The organism is Streptomyces sp. 150FB, from assembly GCF_000818195.1.
In the GTDB taxonomy this organism is placed as follows: domain Bacteria; phylum Actinomycetota; class Actinomycetes; order Streptomycetales; family Streptomycetaceae; genus Streptomyces.
In genome coordinates this window covers 2,353,311-2,371,606 of the sequence record NZ_JTHL01000001.1, presented here as the reverse complement: position 1 = coordinate 2,371,606, position 18,296 = coordinate 2,353,311, and the positions used below count along the sequence as shown (strand labels likewise).

Genomic DNA, 18,296 nt, shown 5'->3' with positions numbered 1-18,296 from the left:
CCGGCCGCCGGCCCCGCGCCCGCGTCCGTCGCCTGGCTCACGTCCACGATCCCCGCCGCCTCCCGCTGCGCGCGGCGCCGCAGCGCGTCCTCGTCCGTATCGGCGTTGTACGTCATCAGCTTCGGCAGCGCGGCCACCAGCAGCCCGAGCCCCGCCAGGCAGGCGAGCCCGCCGCCCCAGATCGCCGGCCGGGTGCCGGTCCAGCCGGCCATCGTGCCGGCGCGTAGCTGACCGAGCTGCGGGCCGCAACTGTACGAGAGCACCTCGATGCCGGCGAGTCTGCCCCGCAGCTCCTCCGGCACCGTCTGGTCCCAGATGGTGTGCCGCGCCAGGCCGCTGACCATGTCGCCGCTGCCCGCGACCACCAGGCAGAGCAGCACCAGCCAGATGTTCGACATCAGCCCCGCCGCCGTCATCGCCAGCGCCCAGCTCGTCGCGCCGACCATCACCATCCGGCCGTGGCGGCGGACCCGGGACGCCCAGCCGCTGGTCAGGCTCACCAGCACGGCACCGAACGGGATCGCCCCGTACATCATCCCCAGCGCCCACGGAGCGTGCAGATCCTGCGCCAGGAACGGGAAGACGGCGATGGGGTACGCGAAGAACATCGCGGTCGTGTCGATCGCGTACGTCCCGAGCAGGACCGGCTTGCTCCACGCGTACCGCGCGCCCTCGACCACGCTGCGCAGCGACGGCTTGCTCGCCTTGTGCGTCGGCGGCGCCGGGGAGAGCCGTACGCACAGCAGCACCGAGGCGGCGAAGCCGGTGACGGTGATCGCGTACGCCGTCGGGGTGCCCGCGTACGCGACGACGACGCCCGCCAGCGACGGGCCGAGCACGGCGGCGATCTGTCCGCGCATGAAGTTCAGCGCGGCCGAGGCGGTGAGCTGGTTGTGCGGGACGATCCGCGCGATCAGCGAGCCGAGCGCGGGCTGCTGGAGTCCGGAGAGCGCGGAGACACAGGCGGCGACCACGTACAGCGGCCAGAGGGCGGGGTGCGGGAGAAGTCCGTTCAGCAGCAGGACCACTGCCAGCAGACCGAGGCCGGCCTCCGACAGGAGGATCACCCTGCGCCGGTCGACGGCGTCGGCCAGCGCGCCCCCGTACAGACCGAACACGATCAGCGGCACCAGCTCGACAGCGCCCATGGCACCGACCGCGAAGGGGGAGTTCGTGAGGTCCTTGATCTGGAGCGGCAGCGCGATCATGGTCATCGAGCTGCCGAACGAGGTCACCAGGCCCTGGAACCACAGCAGCCGGAAGTCGCGCAGCGTACGGAGCGGCGTCAGGTCCGGCAGGATCGCCGTGAGCTTGGTGCGCCTGTTGCGCCTGTTGCTCTTGTCGAGCTGGTTGTGCTGGTTGCGCTTGTCGAGCTTTCGGGTCACGAGATGCCATGTTCCGTCCTGATCAACCGAACACGCAAGCGCATTCGACCGTCGGACGGACAGGCTCTACCAGCGGGCGGGCGGCGGCGCGGTCAACTGGTCGGCGAGCCGCGACAGCCGGTCGCGGAAGCGGCGCCGCCCGCGCCTGGCCGGCAGGCAGTTCTCCCCGGCGGCCGCGCTCACCAGGTGCTGCACGGTGTCGAGGTCCACGCCCCGCGCCTCGTCGGAGGCGAGAACCGTGAGCGTCTCATGGGCCAGCCCCCCGATCTCGGGGTCGCCGCCGCCGAGCGCGAGCACCGTCGCTCCGGCCCGCCGCGCGTCGGACACCCGCTCCAGCAGCCCGCCACCGGGCCGCTCGGGCGCCACGACGAGCAGCGTCTCGCCCCGGCCCGCCGCCTCCAGCCGGCCGAGCCCGATCGCGAGATGCGCGGGGTCCTCCGGCCGCACCCGGTGGCGTACGAGTGTCGGGTTCAGCTCCGGCTGCCCCGACCACGCGGCCTCGTCCACGAGGTGAGCCGCCAGGTGCCAGGGCTCGTACGCCTCGGTCCCGACGAGCAGCAGCCCGCCGCCCTGCGGTACGACGGACGCCCGCAGCGCCCCGGCGAACCTCCGGCTCTCGGCCGGCCACCCCGTACCGGCGAGGACCTCACACAGGGTGGCGACGCGTACGGCATCCATGGGCCCGCATCCTGCCGCAGTCACCCTCCCTGGCGGGGCCGATCGCCGTCGGCTCACCCGAAAGGGACGGCGCCGGCGGGCGGGGCGGCCGGGCCCACCCACGCCCGGACTGCCAAGTAGGGTCAGGGACATGACTTCGACCGACAGTGGCAGCACCGCTCCCAAGCCCCCCGCCAAGGACCCCTGGGACCTTCCCGACGTCTCAGGACTGGTCGTCGGCGTGCTCGGCGGCACCGGCGACCAGGGCCGGGGGCTCGCCTACCGGCTGGCGAAGGCCGGACAGAAAGTGATCATCGGCTCCCGCGCGGCCGAGCGCGCCCAGTCGGCGGCGGCCGAGCTCGGCAACGGCGTCGAGGGCGCCGACAACGCCGAGTGCGCGCGCCGCAGCGACCTCGTCATCGTCGCCGTGCCGTGGGAGGGCCACTCCTCGCTGCTCTCCTCCCTCACGGAGGAGCTGTCGGGCAAGCTCGTCGTCGACTGCGTCAACCCGCTGGGCTTCGACAAGAAGGGCGCCTACGCGCTCACCCCCGAGGAGGGCAGCGCGGCCGAGCAGGCCGCGGCCCTGCTGCCGGACTCGCGGGTCACGGCGGCCTTCCACCACCTGTCGGCGGTGCTGCTGCTGAACCCGGAGATCGAGCAGATCGACACGGACGTCATGGTGCTGGGCGAGGTACGGGCCGACACCGACGCCGTGCAGGCGCTGGCGAACCGTATCCCCGGCATGCGCGGCATCTTCGCCGGCCGGCTGCGCAACGCGCACCAGGTGGAGTCGCTGGTGGCCAACCTGATCTCGATCAACCGCCGCTACAAGGCACACACCGGGCTGCGGGCGACCGGCGTCTGAGTCCTGTTCCAGGCGCTGTCGCGGGTCCTGTTCGGCGGAGGGCTCGGAACAGGATCCGGCCGGGCAAGGCAGGTCCAAGGTCGGCGCGGGGCATGGGGGAGGCATGGGGGACACTGGACGGCGTACGACCGCAGTCCGAAAGCCCCCGACAGGAGCCGCCCCCATGCCCCGCCTCGCTCTGTACGCACTGATCGTCTGCGCCCTGACCGTTGTCGCGGCCGTGGTCTCCTTCGTCCAGGGCAACCTCGTGGGCATCGTGTGGGTGCTGCTCGCCGGCCTCTCGTCGAACATGGCCTGGTTCTATCTGCACAAGGCGAAGATCGAGAAGAGGGCCCGTACGGCGACGCCGGCGGGCTGAGCGTCCGGCGGCCCTCCGCCGCTGCCGACACGCCTCCGACGCCAGGCTGACCTGCCACTGACCTGCCGCTGAGCGGGCGGCGGCGCGCCGTACAGCGACCACCCTGGCCGTCCTCAGGAGTCACAGGGGTCCCTTGACGCCCTTCTGGCACGCGAGTTGAATCACGACGTGAAAAAAGGGCCGACCCGCGCCGGGCCGGCGCAGCCCGCACCTATGCCGCATCACGCCCCACACGTGGTGAACTCCGGCATTTTTGAAGGGATGTCATTCGTGCCCCTCGATCCCACGGACAACGCTTCGTCACAGCGGCCGGAACCCTCCGGCCTGCACAGACGGGGATTCATCACCCTGGCCTCCGGCGCCGCACTCGCCGGCGGAGCCGTCACCTCACTCGCGGCTCCGGCATCCGCCGCGACTACGGCCGTAACTCCCGTCGCGGCTCCGGCCGGGACCCCCACGGCGGCGCCCGCGCCGCCCGCACCCGCCCAGCACGCGGCGGGCGAACCGGACTTCGGGCCGAACGTCTACGTCTTCGACGCGACCATGTCCGCCGACACCATCCAGTCGACGCTGGACTCGGTGTACGCGCAGCAGAAGAAGGCCCAGTTCGGCCCGGGCCGCTACGCGCTGCTCTTCAAGCCGGGCAGTTACGGCGTCGACGTCAACCTCGGCTACTACACCCATGTCGCCGGGCTCGGCCTGCAACCGGGCGGTGTGAGCATCACCGGCGCCCTGCACGTCGACGGCGACGCCCACGGTGTCGGCACCCTGACCAACTTCTGGCGCGGCGCCGAGAACCTGCACCCCGTACCGAAGAGCGGCACGGACCGCTGGGCCGTCTCGCAGGCCACCTTCTACCGGCGTATCTACCTCATGGGCAACCTGCTGCTGGACGACGGCGGTTACTCCAGCGGCGGCTTCATCGCGGACAGCCTGATCACCGGGCAGGTCAACTCCGGCACGCAGCAGCAGTGGGTGACCCGTAACTCCGTGGTGGGCCACTGGGTCGGTTCCAACTGGAACATCGTCTTCGCCGGGGTCGACAACGCCCCGGCCACCAGCTTCCCTTCGCCGCCCTACACGTCGGAGACGCGGTCGCCCGTCGTACGTGAAAAACCGTTTCTCTATGTCGACGCGGACGGCGCCTACCAGGTCTTCGTGCCCGCGCTGCGTACGGACAGCCACAACACGAGCTGGGAGGCGCGCAAGCCGGCCGGGGAGGCGCTGCCCCTCAGCGACTTCCATATCGCCGGGGCGGGAGCGACGGCGGCCGAACTCAACGCGGCGCTGGCGAGCGGCAAGAACCTGCTGATCACCCCCGGGGTCTACCACCTGTCGGAGGCGTTGCGGATCACCCGCGCGGGTACGGTCGTGCTCGGCCTGGGCCTCGCGACCCTCGTACCCGACGGCGGCGTGAGCGCCCTCGACGTGGCGGACGTCGACGGCGTGAAGATCGCCGGACTGCTCGTGGACGCGGGTACGGTCAGCTCCGACGTGCTCATACGGGTCGGGCCCGACGGCGCCCGCGCGAACCACAGGACCGACCCCACCTCGCTGCACGACGTCTTCGTGCGCGTCGGCGGCGCCGGTGTAGGGAAGGCGAAGCAGTCGCTGGTGATCAACAGCAACAACGTGATCGTCGACAACACCTGGCTGTGGCGCGCCGACCACGGCACGGGCGTCGGCTGGACGTCGAACACCGCAGACGAGGGCCTGGTGGTCAACGGCGACGACGTCACGGTCTACGGCCTGTTCGTCGAGCACTACCAGAAGACCCAGGTGCGCTGGACCGGCGAGCGCGGCCGGACGTACTTCTTCCAGAACGAGATGCCGTACGACGTGCCGGACCAGGCGTCCTGGATGGACGGCAAGAACCGCGGCTTCCCCGCGTACCACGTCGCCGACGGCGTGCGCGAGCACGAGGCGTGGGGCCTGGGCAGTTACTGCAACCTCACCACGGACCCGACCATCGTGTCCGACCGCGCGTTCGCGGCCCCGCACTCGCACGGGGTGCGCTTCCACAGCATGATCACGTATTCACTGGGCGGCGGAAAGGGGACCATCGCCCATGTCATCAACACGACGGGCGGCCCGTCGGACGCGGAGACGAACCTCGCGAAGGTGACGTCGTACCCGTAGGCGGCCACTGCCCTTTACCGCTACTGGCGGAGAGTTGACGCGGTGACACCACAGAGCCCCACCGGGAATCCGGTGGGGCTCTGTGTGTTGGGTTGGCTCTTCCGCTTCGGTCACCCGTGCTAACGCTGGGCGCATTCGTCAGTGATGTTCCTTCCGGCGAGTGAACAGCCCAATGAAAACCTTCCTCGGCAGGTGAAACCTCTGCACACTTCGACGCCAAACGTCGAAATGGATCTCCCATGGCCTGGATTTGTCCCACCTGTCGAACGCCTGATTCGGTGTCCTACGTCCAGAACGAGGACGGGCTGCACCCTTTCCCGTGCCTCAACTGCGACAGCAGAGTCCACCTCGCGGCGGCCGACGCCTCGTGGTCGGCAGCTTGCGGCTGCGGGACTCCGGGTTGCGAGGGCCTCGTGACCGATGTGCTCGGCTACGGCCCCCGTGGGGGCCTGAGCAGCGTGGTGCGAGTGAAATGTCCTAGCTGCGGTGGCGGTAACCCGAGGAAAACGGATCATGAGCGAGTGCCGCGAGAGCGTTTCCTGGCCTCGCCCCGGGTGTGACGGAACGCGTGGCCGCCACCGGTCACTGGAAGAAGCCGGCCTGGCAGAACTGGTCGCGGCCTTCCCAGAAGCGATACAGGTTCTGACCGCAGAATGTGTCGATGTCGGTCACCCCGAGCCCGCGCAGAATCGCGTCGATCGCGTCGAAGAAGCCCTGGTTCACGCTGGGAATGAAGAGGATGGCGAAGACCGCGATCAGTCCGAACGGCGCGAACGGCTCCACCTGGCGGCGGATCTTGTACGAGAGCCACGGCTCGATCACTCCGTAACCGTCGAGCCCCGGCACCGGTACGAAGTTCAGGATCGCCGCGGTGAGCTGGAGCAGCGCGAGGAACCCGAGCGCGAAGCGGAAGCCGGCGGGGACGCCGTTCAGGGTGTGCAGCCAGAAGGGCGCCGTGCAGACGACGGCGAACAGTACGTTCGTCAGGGGCCCGGCCGCCGAGATCAGGCTGTGCCGCCAGCGGCCCTGGATGCGGTTGCGCTCGATGAAGACCGCCCCGCCCGGCAGCCCGATCCCGCCCATGATCACAAAGAGGACCGGCAGCACGATGCTCAGCAGCGCGTGCGTGTATTTGAGCGGGTTGAGGGTCAGATATCCCTTCGCCCCGATGGAGATGTCACCGCTGTGCAGGGCGGTGCGGGCGTGCGCGTACTCGTGCAGACAGAGCGAGACGATCCAGGCGCCCGTGATGAAGATGAAGGCGGCGATGCCCGGGTTGGAGGCGAAGTCCGTCCACACCGCCCAGCCCGAGACCGCCGTGACGGCGGCGATCCCGAGGAAGACGGGACTGATCCGCCGGTCGCTGCGTTGGAAGGCGGTGGTCATGGGTGGGTCTCCCGGGGAGGTCGCGGTGGCTGTGCGGATCCGACCGTACTGGTGACAGGGGTGCAACGTCCCGCCCGGCCCCATGGGTTCCTGCGGGCGTACGGAGCCCCACGGCCCGGCGCGACGCGGCACGGCCGGTGTCGTGCCTGGCCAGGTGGGTCGCCGTCGGGGTGTGCCGGGCAGGGCCTAGCATGGAGCGGGTTACTTTACCGGCGACATATCTTTGTGGGTAAAGCTGCGTGGAGGGGTGGCCGATGTCAACCGAGGGCCGACCTCGGCAGGGATCCGGGCCAGGTGTGGACGGGCCCGCGGCCGATGAGCCGGGTGTCGACGAGGCGGTGCGGGCGCTGCTGCTGCTGATGCCCCGCATGGTCGGACGGGCGAAGCGGATGCCCGTACCCGACGAGCTCCAGTCGCTCGCGCTGGCACCGCGCCATCTGTCGCTGCTGTCGTATCTGCTCTTCGACGGGCCGACGACGGTGAACGACCTGGCAGCGCGGCTGGAGGTCGCCCCGACGACCGTGAGCCTCATGGTCGGCGAGCTGAGCCGCAAGGGAATCCTGGAACGGCGCGAGGACGAGTCGGACCGGCGGCGGCGCATCGTCAGCATCACCGACAGCAAGCGGCCCTCCATCGCCGGCTGGCTGGCGCGGGGGGCCACCGCATGGCGCCAGGCGCTGGGGCCGCTGACGCCGGTCCAGCGGCAGATGGTCGTCGGTACGTTGCGCGCGTACGAGGCCGCCATGGCCGAGGCGGAAGGGGAAGGCGAGGACGGGCCGCCCGCCTGAGCCCTTCCCGACGGGGCAGGGACGACCCGACGAACCGAGACACGAAGTACCGACGAGAGGGCACTCCAGTGCGTACGAAGCACCAGAAGCGTACGGACGACACCGCACCGATACCCGGCCCCCCGGGCGAGCAGGCCGTCGGCCCCGGACCGGGACCCGCGCCCGCCACCGCACCCGCGCCCGCGCCCCGGATGACGCGACCGCTCATGTTCCTGTTCGCGATCGCGGCCGGCGCCGCCGTGGGCAGCCTCTACTACGCGCAGCCGCTGCTGGACGTCATCGCGGGCGACCTGCACGTCAGCGAGGGCGCGGTCGGCCTGCTGGTCACCGTCACGCAGATCGGCTACGCGCTCGGCATCCTCTTCATCGTGCCGCTCGGCGACCTCAGGGACCGCCGGGTCCTGATCCCCGTGATGATGCTGCTGTCCGCGCTCGCACTCGGCGCCTGCGCAGCCGCGCCCGGCATCGTCACGCTCGCGATCGCGCTGACCGCGGTGGGTGTGACGACCGTGGCCGGTCAGATACTGACCCCGCTCACCGGTGATCTGTCCGACGACGCCACCCGGGGGAAGGCCGTCGGCATCGTGGTCAGCGGCATCCTCAGCGGCATTCTCGTGGCGCGTATCTTCGCGGGTCTGGTCGCCTCGGCCGCCGGCTGGCGGGTCGTGTTCCTGGTCGCAGCCGTCCTCGCCGTGGTCCTTTCCGGTGTGCTGTACCGCGCCATCCCCCGGCTCGAACCGAAGTCCTCCGCCCTCTCCTACGGGGCGCTGCTGCGGTCGGTGCTGTCGCTGGTCGTACGGGAGCGCGCGCTGCGGATCAGCATGGCGTTCGGTGTGCTCGGCTTCGCCGTGTTCACGATGTTCTGGACCGCGCTCACCTTCCTGCTCAGCAACGCACCGTACAACTACCCGACCTCGGCGATCGGCTTCTTCGGCGTCGCCGGACTCGTCGGCGCGATCGCGGCGCAGAGCGCGGGACGGCTGCACGACAGCGGCCGGTCCGTCATCGGCGTCGGCCTCGCCTGGGTGCTGGTGATCATCGCCTGGGCCATCGCCGGGTTCGGCGGGCACATGGTCGTGCTGCTGGTGCTGGGGATCGTGGTGCTCGACGTCGGTATCCAGGGCCAGAACATCCTTGCCCAGTCGCGCGTCTTCCAGATCTCCGCCGAGGCGCGCAGCCGGCTGAACACCGCGTACATCGCGGGTAACTTCGTGGGCGGTGCGATCGGTTCCGTCACCGCCACCCTGATGTGGTCGGCGGGCGGCTGGAGCGCCGTCTCCCTCACCGGCGCCGGGCTCTCCGCCGTGGCGCTCGTGCTCTGGGTCTGCACCCGCAACGGCGCGCTGCGGCTCTGAGATCCGGCGGCCGCTCGGCCCGGCGCCCGGGGCCTGTGACAATGGGCGTATGCGCATCTCCGTCCTCGGCACCACCCGCGCACTGCGCGACGACGGCACACCTGTCGCCGTGGGCGGTGCGCGCGTACGCGCGCTGCTCACCGCCCTCGCGCTGCGGCCCGGACGTGACATCCCCGTCCGGGTCCTGGTCTCCCGCGTCTGGGACCAGGACCCGCCCGCCGACGCGACGGCCGCGCTGCAAGCGCTGGTGGGGCGGCTGCGCCGGGCCGTCGGACATGCGGCCGTCGTGTCGTCCGAGGGCGGCTACCGCCTGCACGCCGACGACGACGATGTGGATCTCCACCGCTTCCGGCGGCTCGCCGACGAGGGCGCGCTGGCGCTGGAGCAGGGCGAAGCGGCCAAGGCGGCCGACCTCCTCGACGACGCGCTCGCGCTCTGGCAGGGCCCGGCCCTCACCGACCTGCCCGACGGCGCCTCCGAGGCGCTCCGCTGGGAGGCCCGCCGGCTGAACGCCCGCAGGGACCGGCTGACCGCCGCGCTCGCGCTGGGCCGGGCGCGCGAGATCCTGCCCGAACTGGCCGCGCTGTGCGAGGAGTTCCCGCTGGACGAGCCGTTCCAGGCGCTGCGCATCCGGGCGTTGCGGGAAGCGGGGCGCCCGGCGGAGGCGCTGGCGGCGTACGACGGCTTCCGCCGGGTGCTCGGCGACCGCCTCGGCACCGACCCGGGCCGGGAACTCCGGGCGCTGCACGAGCAGTTGCTGCACGCCGACGGAGACCACGCCGACGGAGACCACGCCGACGGAGACCATGCCGCAGCGGACCGGCTCGTGTCCGCCCGGCCCCCGGCCACCCGTACGGAGACCACCCGCGCCGTGGCCGACCGTACGGAGGCCGCCCCCGCCGGACTGCCGCCCGGCAACCTCCGCGCCCGGCTCACCAGCTTCGTCGGGCGGGAGGCCGACATCGACGCCATCGGCGTGGACCTCGGCGGCGCCAGGCTGATCACTCTCATCGGCCCCGGCGGGGCCGGCAAGACCCGGCTGTCCCAGGAGGCCGCCGAGCGGGCCGTGGACGGCCAGTGGCCCGACGGGGTGTGGCTCGCCGAACTCGCCCCCGTCGACGACCCGGAGACCGTCCCCGACGCCGTACTCACCGCGCTCGGCGCACGAGGGACCGTGCTGCGCGGCGCCGGTGCCGAGGAGTTGCGGGCCCTCGACCGCCAGAGCGGCGAGGCGCTCGGGCTGCTCGCCGAGCACTGCGGCCGCCGCCGGATGCTGCTGCTCCTCGACAACTGCGAGCACGTCGTGGAGGCGGCCGCCGCCCTCGCCGAGGAACTCCTCTCGCGCTGCCCCGGGTTGACCGTCCTGGCGACGAGCAGGGAGCCGCTCGGGGTGCGGGGCGAGGTCGTGCGTCCGGTGGAGCCGCTGCCGCCCGACCCGGCGCACCGGCTGTTCGCCGAGCGGGCGCGCGCCGTACGGCCGGACTTCGACGCGGGCGCCGACCCGGGGTCGGTCGCCGAGATCTGCCGGCGCCTCGACGGGCTGCCGCTGGCGATCGAACTCGCGGCGGCGCGGCTCCGGTTGCTGACACCGCGCCAGATCGCCGACCGGCTCGACGACCGCTTCCGGCTGCTGACGAGCGGCAGCAGAACGCTGCTGCCGCGCCAGCAGACCCTGCGCGCCGTCGTCGACTGGTCCTGGGACCTGCTCGACGCCTCCGAACGCGCCGTGCTGCGGCGGCTGTCGGTCTTCGCCGGCGGCTGCGGGCTGGCCGCCGCCGAGTCGGTGTGCTCCTCGGACACCGACACCGACACGAACACCGGCACCGACACGGGGACCGGCACCGGGACCGGGACCGACCGGGTCGAGCCCCGTGACGTACCCGCCCTTCTCGGCTCGCTCATCGACAAGTCCCTGGTCGCCGCCACCCCTTCACCCGACGGCGAGATGCGCTACCGCCTCCTGGAGACCGTCGCCGAGTACACGGCCGAGCGGCTGGACGAGAGCGGCGACCGGGCCGGCGCCGAACGCCGGCACCTGATCCACCACCGGGAGCTGGCCCGTACCACCGACCCCGAACTGCGCGGCTCCGGACAGGGCGCCGCCCTCGCCCGGCTGCAACTGGAGTACGAGAACATACGGACCGCGCTCCGCCGCGCCGTGGCCGCCCACGACGAGCAGGAGGCGCTCTGCCTGGTCCTCTCCCTCGCCTGGTTCTGGCACATGCGCGACATGCGCGCCGACGCCCTGCACTGGTCGGCCACCGTGGCCGCGATGGGCCCTGATCCCTTCACACCGCCCGTGGTGCCCGCCCCACCGCTCGAACAGCGGTGCACGGACGCGCCGCCGCCGATGAGCCCCGAGCTGCTGCTCGAAGCACGGCGCGAGGTGGGGCTGATCGGGATCATCAACGCGGACCGCGCCGAGGACGAGTGGGAGGAACCGGAGCGCCGCCGGCTGCTCCACGCCATCATCGACGTCTACCGGGCCGGACTGCCGCAGACCTGCCGGTTCCCGGGATCGCTCTGGTTCTTCGCCGTCATGATGACCGGGGACGTCGAGCGGCTGATGCGGGTCCTGGACGAAACGGTGGTCGCCTGCGAGCGGTTCGGCTACGACTGGGAACTCGCAGGCACCCTCCATCTGCGGGCCAACGCCAGGGCGAACTTCGGCACTTCGGCCGCCGAGGCGAGCGGCCGGGACGCCGACCGCGCGCTGGAGATCTACGGCCGCCTCGGCGACGCCTGGGGTGCGGCCGAGGCGCTCTCGGCCCGGGGCGAGGCCAGGGAGAAGAGCGGGGACTACGCGGGCGCTGCCGAGGACTTCGCCGCCGCCGTCCCCCACGCCGAAGGGCTTGAGGCGCACAGTCAGGTCGCCCTGCTGCGGTCCCGGTTCGCGATGACCCTGATCGAGACGGGGCGCCAGGAGGAGGGCGAGCAGGTCCTGCGCGGGGTGCTGGAGGGGAGCCCGGACGCCTCGGCCGAGACGATGATCGTCACACGGCTCTTTCTCGCGCAGTGGCTCGGCCGCAGCGGGCGCAGCGAGGAGGCCAGGCACCATCTGGGCGTGCTGCGTGAGGCGTTCCGCACGGAGAACCTGATCATCTTCGAGGGCTTCGTCATCGGCGCCCAGGCGGCGCTGGACTGCCGGGACGGCGCCTACGCCGATGCCCTCGTCGCCGCACAGGTGGCCCTGGAACAGGCCATGCGCCCGCTGTCGTTGATGCTCGCCCCCGAGATGGTGACGGTCCACCTGATGACGGCGGCCTGGGCCCTGGCCGGTCTCGCGGGACCGGCCGGGGAGCGCGCGGACAGCGGTGCCCGTGACGCCGCCCGGCTGCTGTCGGCGGCCGTGGCGCTGAGACCGGCCGGTCACCTCGTGCCGCCCATGGAGAAGGAGTTGCTGGCCGAGGTCAGCAACGCCGTACGCGCCGCCTTCGGCGCCGACGGAGCGGGGCACGAGGCGGCGCGCGCCGAGGGCGCCGGCCTCACCATGGAGGAGGCCCTCGCCCTCGCCAGGCCCGGTCAGGGCGCCGCCTGAGCGGACCCGTCCGGACCCGCCGGACCTGTCGGCCCGGTCGGACCCGTCAGCCCGGTCAGATGGCGGTCAGGACCTCTTGCGGAACTTCGCGACGGCCAGCGGCGCCGTCACCACCGTGATCGCCACCGCCCAGCCCAGCGTCATCCAGACCGAGTTGCCGAGCGAACCGCCGCTGATCATGGCCCGCGCCGCGTCGGCGAGGTTCGAGAGCGGGTTGTAGTCGGTGAAGGCCTGGAGCCAGCCCGGCATCGTCATCGGCGGGGTGAAGATCGAGGAGCCGAACTGGAGCGGCATCAGCACGAGTATCGTCACGCCCTGCACGGACTGTGCCGTCTTCATGGTGAGCCCGAGCAGGATGAAGATCCACATCAGTGAGGCGCCGAACACCAGGGACAGGCCCACGGCGCCCAGCAGTTCGAGCACCGACGTCTGGATCTGGAGCCCGAGCAGGAACCCCATGCCGAGAAGGATCGCGCTGGCGACGATCATCCGGCCCATCTCGACGACGATCTTCGCGATGAGCACCGAGGACCGGGCGATCGGCATCGTACGGAACCGGTCCATGACGCCCTTGCGGAAGTCGTCGTTCACCCCGCTGCCGACCGCCATGGCGATGTTCATGCCCATCATGGCCATCAGACCCGGCACCACGTAGTTCACATAGGTCTGGCGGTCGCCGCCGAGACTCGCGCCCACGGAGCCGCCGAAGACGTACACGAACAGCAGCGTGAAGATGATCGGCATCAGCAGGACGTCGAACATCGACTCCGGGTCCGCCTTGATCTGGAGCATGTTACGGCGGGCCAGCGCACCGATGTGGCGCAGATTGGCGCGCAGCCCGATCCGGCCCTCGTCGGCGGGCCCCCGGACGGGTGCGGGTGTGCGCGGGGGAGCGGCTGTGGGCAGTGTGGTCGTACTCACGCTGCGACCTCCTCAGGAGTTCGGTCGGTTTCGCCGGTCATCTTCTGGCCGGTGATGGCGAGGAACACCGAGTCCAGGCTGGGCAGTTGGGTGCCGATGTGGGAGATGGAGAAGCCGCGCTCGGCCAGCAGGCCGACGACCGCCGTGAGTTGGGCGTCGCTGAGGATGGGTACGTACAACAGGCCCTCGTCGGGCACCGCCTGGGTGCCCGCCACGCCTTCGAGTCCGGCCTCGGTGATCGCCCGTGCCATCTCGGGCAGCAGCGCCGGGTCCGTCGGGCGTATCTGGAGCGTGCGGCCGCCGATCCTGGCTTTCAGCTCGTCCACCCTGCCGCCCGCGATGATCTTGCCCCGGTCGATGATCGTCAGTTCGTTCGCGAGCTGTTCGGCCTCTTCCATGTACTGGGTGGTGAGCAGCACGGTCGCCCCCTCGGCGACCATCCGCTGCACCTCGTCCCAGACTTCGTTCCGGGTACGGGGGTCGAGCCCGGTCGTCGGCTCGTCCAGGTACAGCACGGACGGCTGCCCGATCATCGAGGCGGCCAGGTCGAGCCGGCGCCGCATGCCGCCCGAGTAGTGCATGGCGGCCTTCTTGGCGGCCTCGGTCAGCGAGAACCGTTCCAGCAGCTCGTCGGCGCGGCGGCGGGCGTCCTTGCGGGAGAGGTCGAGGAGCCGCCCGATCATGTAGAGGTTCTCCCAGCCGGAGAGCTTCTCGTCGACCGAGGCGTACTGCCCGGTGAGGCCGATCGTGCGGCGCAACTGCCGCGGCTGGCGCAGTACGTCGTACCCGGCGACCGTCGCGCTGCCCGCGTCCGGCTGGACGAGCGTGGAGAGAATGCGGACCAGCGTGGTCTTGCCGGCTCCGTTGGGACCGAGCACACCGAGGACGGTGCCCTCGGTGACGTCGAGGTCCACCCCGTCGAGGGCTTTGGTGTCCCCGTAATGCTTGACCAGGCCCCGTACTTCGACGGCATGGCCCGTGCGGCGGCCGCTGGGGTTCTTGTCGATTCGCGTCATGCCCACATACCACCATCCGGCACCGACAGCGCGCCGACATACGGCCGACACCGGGCGCCCGGCACCGACAGAACACCCGTGCCGGGGCTGCGCCTTGGCCGGCCCCGGGCATGCGACAGCCCGCCGACGGGGGAAGATCGGCGGGCTGTCGTGCGTGCGGCAGTGGTTTCGGAGGGGGTTGTTCCCGGGCCTGGGGGCCCGGCCCAGGATCTAGTGGAAGGTGTGCTCTTCCTGCGGGAACGTTCCGCCCACGACGTCGTCGGCGAACGACCGCGCCGCCGCCCCCAGCGTCTCGCGGAGATTCGCGTACTGCTTGGTGAAGCGCGGCACCTTGCCGCCGGTGAGACCGACCATGTCGGTGTACACGAGCACCTGCGCGTCCGTCTCGGGACCGGCGCCGATGCCGATGGTCGGGATGTGCAGTACGCGGGTGACCTCGGCCGCCAGCTCGGCGGGCACCAGCTCCAGTACGACGGCGAACGCGCCCGCGTCCTGGACGGCCTTGGCGTCGCGGAGCATCTGCTGCGCCGCCTCCTCGCCGCGCCCCTGCACCCGGTAGCCCATCGCGTTGACCGACTGGGGGGTGAGTCCGATGTGCGCCATCACGGGGATGCCGGCCTGGACGAGCATCTCGATCTGGCCGTGCGAGCGCTCGCCGCCCTCCAGCTTGACCGCGCCGACCCCGGCGTCCTTGACCAGGCGCGTCGCGCTGCGCAGCGCCTGCACCGGGCCTTCCTGGTACGTCCCGAACGGCAGGTCGCCGACGATCAGGGCGCGCTTCGTGCCGCGTACGACGGCGGCGGAGAGCATCGTCATCTCGTCGAGCGTCACCGGCACGGTCGTCTCGTACCCGAGATGGACATTGCCCATCGAGTCGCCGACGAGCATGACGGGTATCCCGGCCTCGTCGAACACGGAGGCGGTCATCGCGTCATAGGCGGTGAGCATCGGCCACTTCTCGCCACGCTCCTTGGCGGCGCCGATGTCGTGCACGGTGATACGGCGGGAGCTCTTGCCCCCGTACAGCGCCTTGCCGCTGTCGGCGTGCCCGGCGGCGGGCGTCCGTTCCGCTGCCGCCCGGTCCTGTGCTGACTGATTCCGCGCCGCTTGGTCGCGCGCCGGCTGAAGTGTCATGGCCGAAGGCCCTTTCGTCATCTCGAGGCACCCTGACGGCGTCCCCGGACCATCTCCATGGTGGCACCTCGGGACCGCTCACGGGAAGTGGGGGGCCACCTGGGTCCTGTCCGGCGCGCGAGCCGCCCGCAGAACTTCGCGACCCGACCGCCCAACGCGCGCGACCCGCCCGCCGAGGTCACGGCCGAGATCATGCGCGTTCTGTCACAGAGGTCCGTTATTGCCCCGTGACCGGAACTCGCCACACCCCGCCGTCGTCCTCGTGGCAGTACGGCCGTCCAGGGGACGGCGGGGAAACCGGCCGGGTATCGCCTAGGGTCGTGGGCGGGTGACGGGTGCGGAGCAAGGCAGCGAGGGCGACGGACATGACGCAGGGGTACACGGCGGAGTCGGTGACGGCGGGCGCGGACGAACAGCGCGCACAATCCCGCTTCCGGTCCTTCTGGCGGGGGAGCCAGGACCGCTGGCGCCACGACAGGGGGATCTGGCGGCGCGGGATCGTTCTCGCCGTTCTCGCCGTGCTGATCGGGCTGGTGATGTTCGCGCACGGCCGGATCCCGAACAGGATCGGCAACACGGGCAGTCTTGTCGAAACCTTCCTGCCGTGGTTCGGGCTGTCCATCCCGGTGATCCTGGTGCTGGCGCTCGTACGCAGGTCGGCGACGGCCCTCGTCGCGCTGCTGCTGCCCGCCGTGGTCTGGGTCAATCTCTTCGGCGGTCTGCTCACCAACAAGTCGGGTGACTCGGGCGACCTCACCGTCGTCACCCACAACGTCAACGCGGAGAACCCCGACCCGGCCGGTACCGCGCGGGACGTGGCGCGTTCGGGGGCGGACGTCGTCGCGCTGGAGGAGCTGACGACGAGCGCGGTGCCGACGTACGCGAAGGTGCTGGCCGAGACGTACGCGTACCACTCGGTGCAGGGCACCGTCGGGCTGTGGAGCAAGTACCCGATGTCCGGCACCAAGCCCGTCGACACCCGGATGGGCTGGACGCGCGCCATGCGCTCCACGATCAGCAGCCCCGCCGGGGCCGTCGACGTCTATGTGGCGCACATGCCGTCCGTACGGGTCAAACTCCACGCGGGATTCACCGCCAACCAGCGCGACAACAGCTCCGACGCGCTGGGCGAGGCCATCGCGGACGACTCGCTGGGCAAGGTGATCCTGCTCGGGGACCTGAACGGCACGATGAACGACCGTTCGCTCAACGCCGTCACCTCCCAGATGCGGTCCACGCAGGGCGCAGCCGGGGACGGGTTCGGGTTCAGTTGGCCGGCCTCCTTCCCGCTGGCGCGGATCGACCAGATCATGGTGAAGGGCATCGAGCCGACCGCGTCCTGGACGCTCCCGAAGACGGGCAGCGACCACCTGCCGATCGCGGCGCGGGTCGAGGTGCGCTGAGCTTCGGAGGCTCCGCGCAACGCGCAGTTCACGCGAGGGAACAAACGATCTGAGACCCTTTGTTTCGCGGGGGTACTTAGTGCGGGCGCGCCTGTCCGCACGTATCCGCGCACACGTCTCACGTCGAAAGGTCTCTCCTCATGCCCTTGGCCCTGCTCGCGCTGGCCGTAAGCGCCTTCGGCATAGGAACGACCGAGTTCGTGATGATGGGCCTGCTGCCCAATGTCGCCGGGGATCTCGGCACCTCGGTGCCCACGGCCGGCTATCTGGTCTCCGCGTACGCCCTCGGTGTGGTCATCGGCGCGCCGCTGCTCACCGCCGTCGGCTCCCGTGTGCCGCGCAAGCGGATGCTCCTCCTCCTGATGGCCCTCTTCGTCGTCGGCAACTTCGCCTCCGCGCTCGCGCCCAGCTTCGGCTGGCTGCTGGCCGGCCGGATGCTCGCGGGCCTGCCGCACGGTGCGTTCTTCGGCGTCGGCGCCGTCGTCGCCGCCCGGATGGCGGGCGAGGGGCGGCAGGCGAGGGCGGTCGCGACGATGTTCCTCGGCCTGACGGTCGCCAACATCGTCGGCGTTCCCGCCGCCACGCTCCTCGGCCAGCACCTGGGCTGGCGCGCCACGTTCCTCGTGGTCACGGTGATCGGCCTGCTCTCGCTGACGGCGCTGGCGCGGCTCATCCCGTACGTCCCCGTCGAGGCGCACCAGAACGTCCGCCGCGAACTGCGCGCCCTCGGCAACCGTCAGGTCCTGCTCGGACTCGCCACGGCCGTGTTCGGCTTCGGCGGGGTCTTCGCCGTCTACTCGTACCTCGCCTCCATGACGACCGAGGTCATGGGGCTCGGCGAGTCCTCGGTGACGCTGGTCCTCGCCCTGTTCGGCATCGGTATGACGCTCGGAGCGCTGGCCGCGGGACCGCTGACGGACCGCGCGCTGCGGCCGACGCTGTACGGGTCGCTGGGCGCGCTGGCCGTGGTCCTGGTCGCGTTCCGTTTCGCCGTCCACGTGGAATGGGCGGCGCTGCTGACGGTGGTGGTGCTGGGCGCTGTCGGCTTCATGACGACCACGCCGCTCCAGATGCTGGTGATGAACAAGGCGAAGGACGCCCCGACGCTGGCCTCCGCCTCCAACCACTCGGCGTTCAACCTCGCCAACGCGGGCGGCGCCTGGCTCGGCGGCGCGGCGATCGCCGCGGGCTGGGGCTGGATGTCACCGACCCTGGTGGGCGCCGTACTGGCCGTGATCGGCCTCGGGATCGCGGTGACGGCCGGGCTGCTGGACCGTACGGACCGCAGGGCGGCGGAGGGCGCCTCGGCCTCGCGCGTCGTGGCCGGCGGCAGCGCGACGGGCGGCACCGC

General features: G+C 71.3%; 14 protein-coding genes. 8 read left to right on the top strand and 6 right to left on the bottom strand.

All coding sequences use genetic code 11. The features are described from left to right. On the bottom strand, window positions 1-1,301 hold a 1,301-nt coding region (locus QR77_RS09830; protein WP_236711083.1), incomplete at its 3' end, for an MFS transporter. Window positions 1,302-1,451: 150 nt separating this feature from the next. Then, complete coding sequence (locus QR77_RS09825; RefSeq protein WP_040021024.1) at window positions 1,452-2,063, bottom strand: hypothetical protein; 612 nt, start codon at window positions 2,061-2,063, stop codon at window positions 1,452-1,454. A gap of 130 nt (window positions 2,064-2,193) precedes the next feature. Between QR77_RS09825 and npdG the strand changes: the two genes are divergently transcribed. The 3 genes from npdG (at window position 2,194) to QR77_RS09810 (ending at window position 5,404) form a co-directional block, all read left to right on the top strand. Beyond that, a complete protein-coding gene (gene npdG / locus QR77_RS09820; protein WP_040021023.1) occupies window positions 2,194-2,907 on the top strand; it encodes an NADPH-dependent F420 reductase in 714 nt (237 codons plus the stop codon). Window positions 2,908-3,070: 163 nt separating this feature from the next. Further along, window positions 3,071-3,265, top strand: a complete 195-nt coding sequence (locus tag QR77_RS09815) for a hypothetical protein (RefSeq protein ID WP_040021021.1) — start codon at window positions 3,071-3,073, stop codon at window positions 3,263-3,265. Between the two features lie 261 nt (window positions 3,266-3,526). Next, window positions 3,527-5,404 (top strand): coagulation factor 5/8 type domain-containing protein, encoded by a 1,878-nt coding sequence (locus QR77_RS09810; protein ID WP_236710578.1) that lies wholly within the window; start codon window positions 3,527-3,529, stop codon window positions 5,402-5,404. 582 nt (window positions 5,405-5,986) lie between these two features. Here the strand turns inward: QR77_RS09810 and QR77_RS09805 are convergent. After that, window positions 5,987-6,790 (bottom strand): site-2 protease family protein, encoded by an 804-nt coding sequence (locus QR77_RS09805; RefSeq protein WP_040021020.1) that lies wholly within the window; start codon window positions 6,788-6,790, stop codon window positions 5,987-5,989. Between the two features lie 359 nt (window positions 6,791-7,149). Between QR77_RS09805 and QR77_RS09800 the strand changes: the two genes are divergently transcribed. The 3 genes from QR77_RS09800 to QR77_RS09790 all read left to right on the top strand — a co-directional run bounded on the left by QR77_RS09800 (window position 7,150) and on the right by QR77_RS09790 (window position 12,471). Beyond that, complete coding sequence (locus tag QR77_RS09800; protein ID WP_052489566.1) at window positions 7,150-7,578, top strand: MarR family winged helix-turn-helix transcriptional regulator; 429 nt, start codon at window positions 7,150-7,152, stop codon at window positions 7,576-7,578. Between the two features lie 68 nt (window positions 7,579-7,646). Then, window positions 7,647-8,933, top strand: coding sequence for an MFS transporter (locus tag QR77_RS09795; protein ID WP_201778798.1), 1,287 nt, complete (start codon window positions 7,647-7,649; stop codon window positions 8,931-8,933). Window positions 8,934-8,982: 49 nt separating this feature from the next. Further along, window positions 8,983-12,471 (top strand): BTAD domain-containing putative transcriptional regulator, encoded by a 3,489-nt coding sequence (locus QR77_RS09790; RefSeq protein ID WP_040021017.1) that lies wholly within the window; start codon window positions 8,983-8,985, stop codon window positions 12,469-12,471. A 66-nt stretch (window positions 12,472-12,537) separates the two neighbouring features. Here QR77_RS09790 and QR77_RS09785 read toward each other — a convergent pair whose 3' ends face one another. The 3 genes from QR77_RS09785 to panB form a co-directional block, all read right to left on the bottom strand. Beyond that, window positions 12,538-13,377 (bottom strand): ABC transporter permease, encoded by an 840-nt coding sequence (locus tag QR77_RS09785; protein WP_236711082.1) that lies wholly within the window; start codon window positions 13,375-13,377, stop codon window positions 12,538-12,540. A gap of 11 nt (window positions 13,378-13,388) precedes the next feature. Next, window positions 13,389-14,408 carry an ATP-binding cassette domain-containing protein gene (locus QR77_RS09780; RefSeq protein ID WP_040021014.1) on the bottom strand — a complete coding sequence of 340 codons (1,020 nt, stop codon included), beginning with the start codon at window positions 14,406-14,408 and terminating at the stop codon, window positions 13,389-13,391. Window positions 14,409-14,618: 210 nt separating this feature from the next. After that, complete coding sequence (gene panB / locus QR77_RS09775; RefSeq protein ID WP_040021013.1) at window positions 14,619-15,542, bottom strand: 3-methyl-2-oxobutanoate hydroxymethyltransferase; 924 nt, start codon at window positions 15,540-15,542, stop codon at window positions 14,619-14,621. Between the two features lie 365 nt (window positions 15,543-15,907). Here panB and QR77_RS09770 point away from each other — a divergent pair, with 365 nt between their 5' ends. Together QR77_RS09770 and QR77_RS09765 are read left to right on the top strand one after the other, a co-directional pair. After that, entirely contained in the window at window positions 15,908-16,945 is a 1,038-nt protein-coding gene (locus QR77_RS09770) for an endonuclease/exonuclease/phosphatase family protein (protein WP_040021012.1), read from the top strand. Window positions 16,946-17,085: 140 nt separating this feature from the next. Then, a partial coding sequence (locus tag QR77_RS09765) for an MFS transporter (RefSeq protein ID WP_052488640.1) occupies window positions 17,086-18,296 on the top strand: 1,211 nt, incomplete at its 3' end.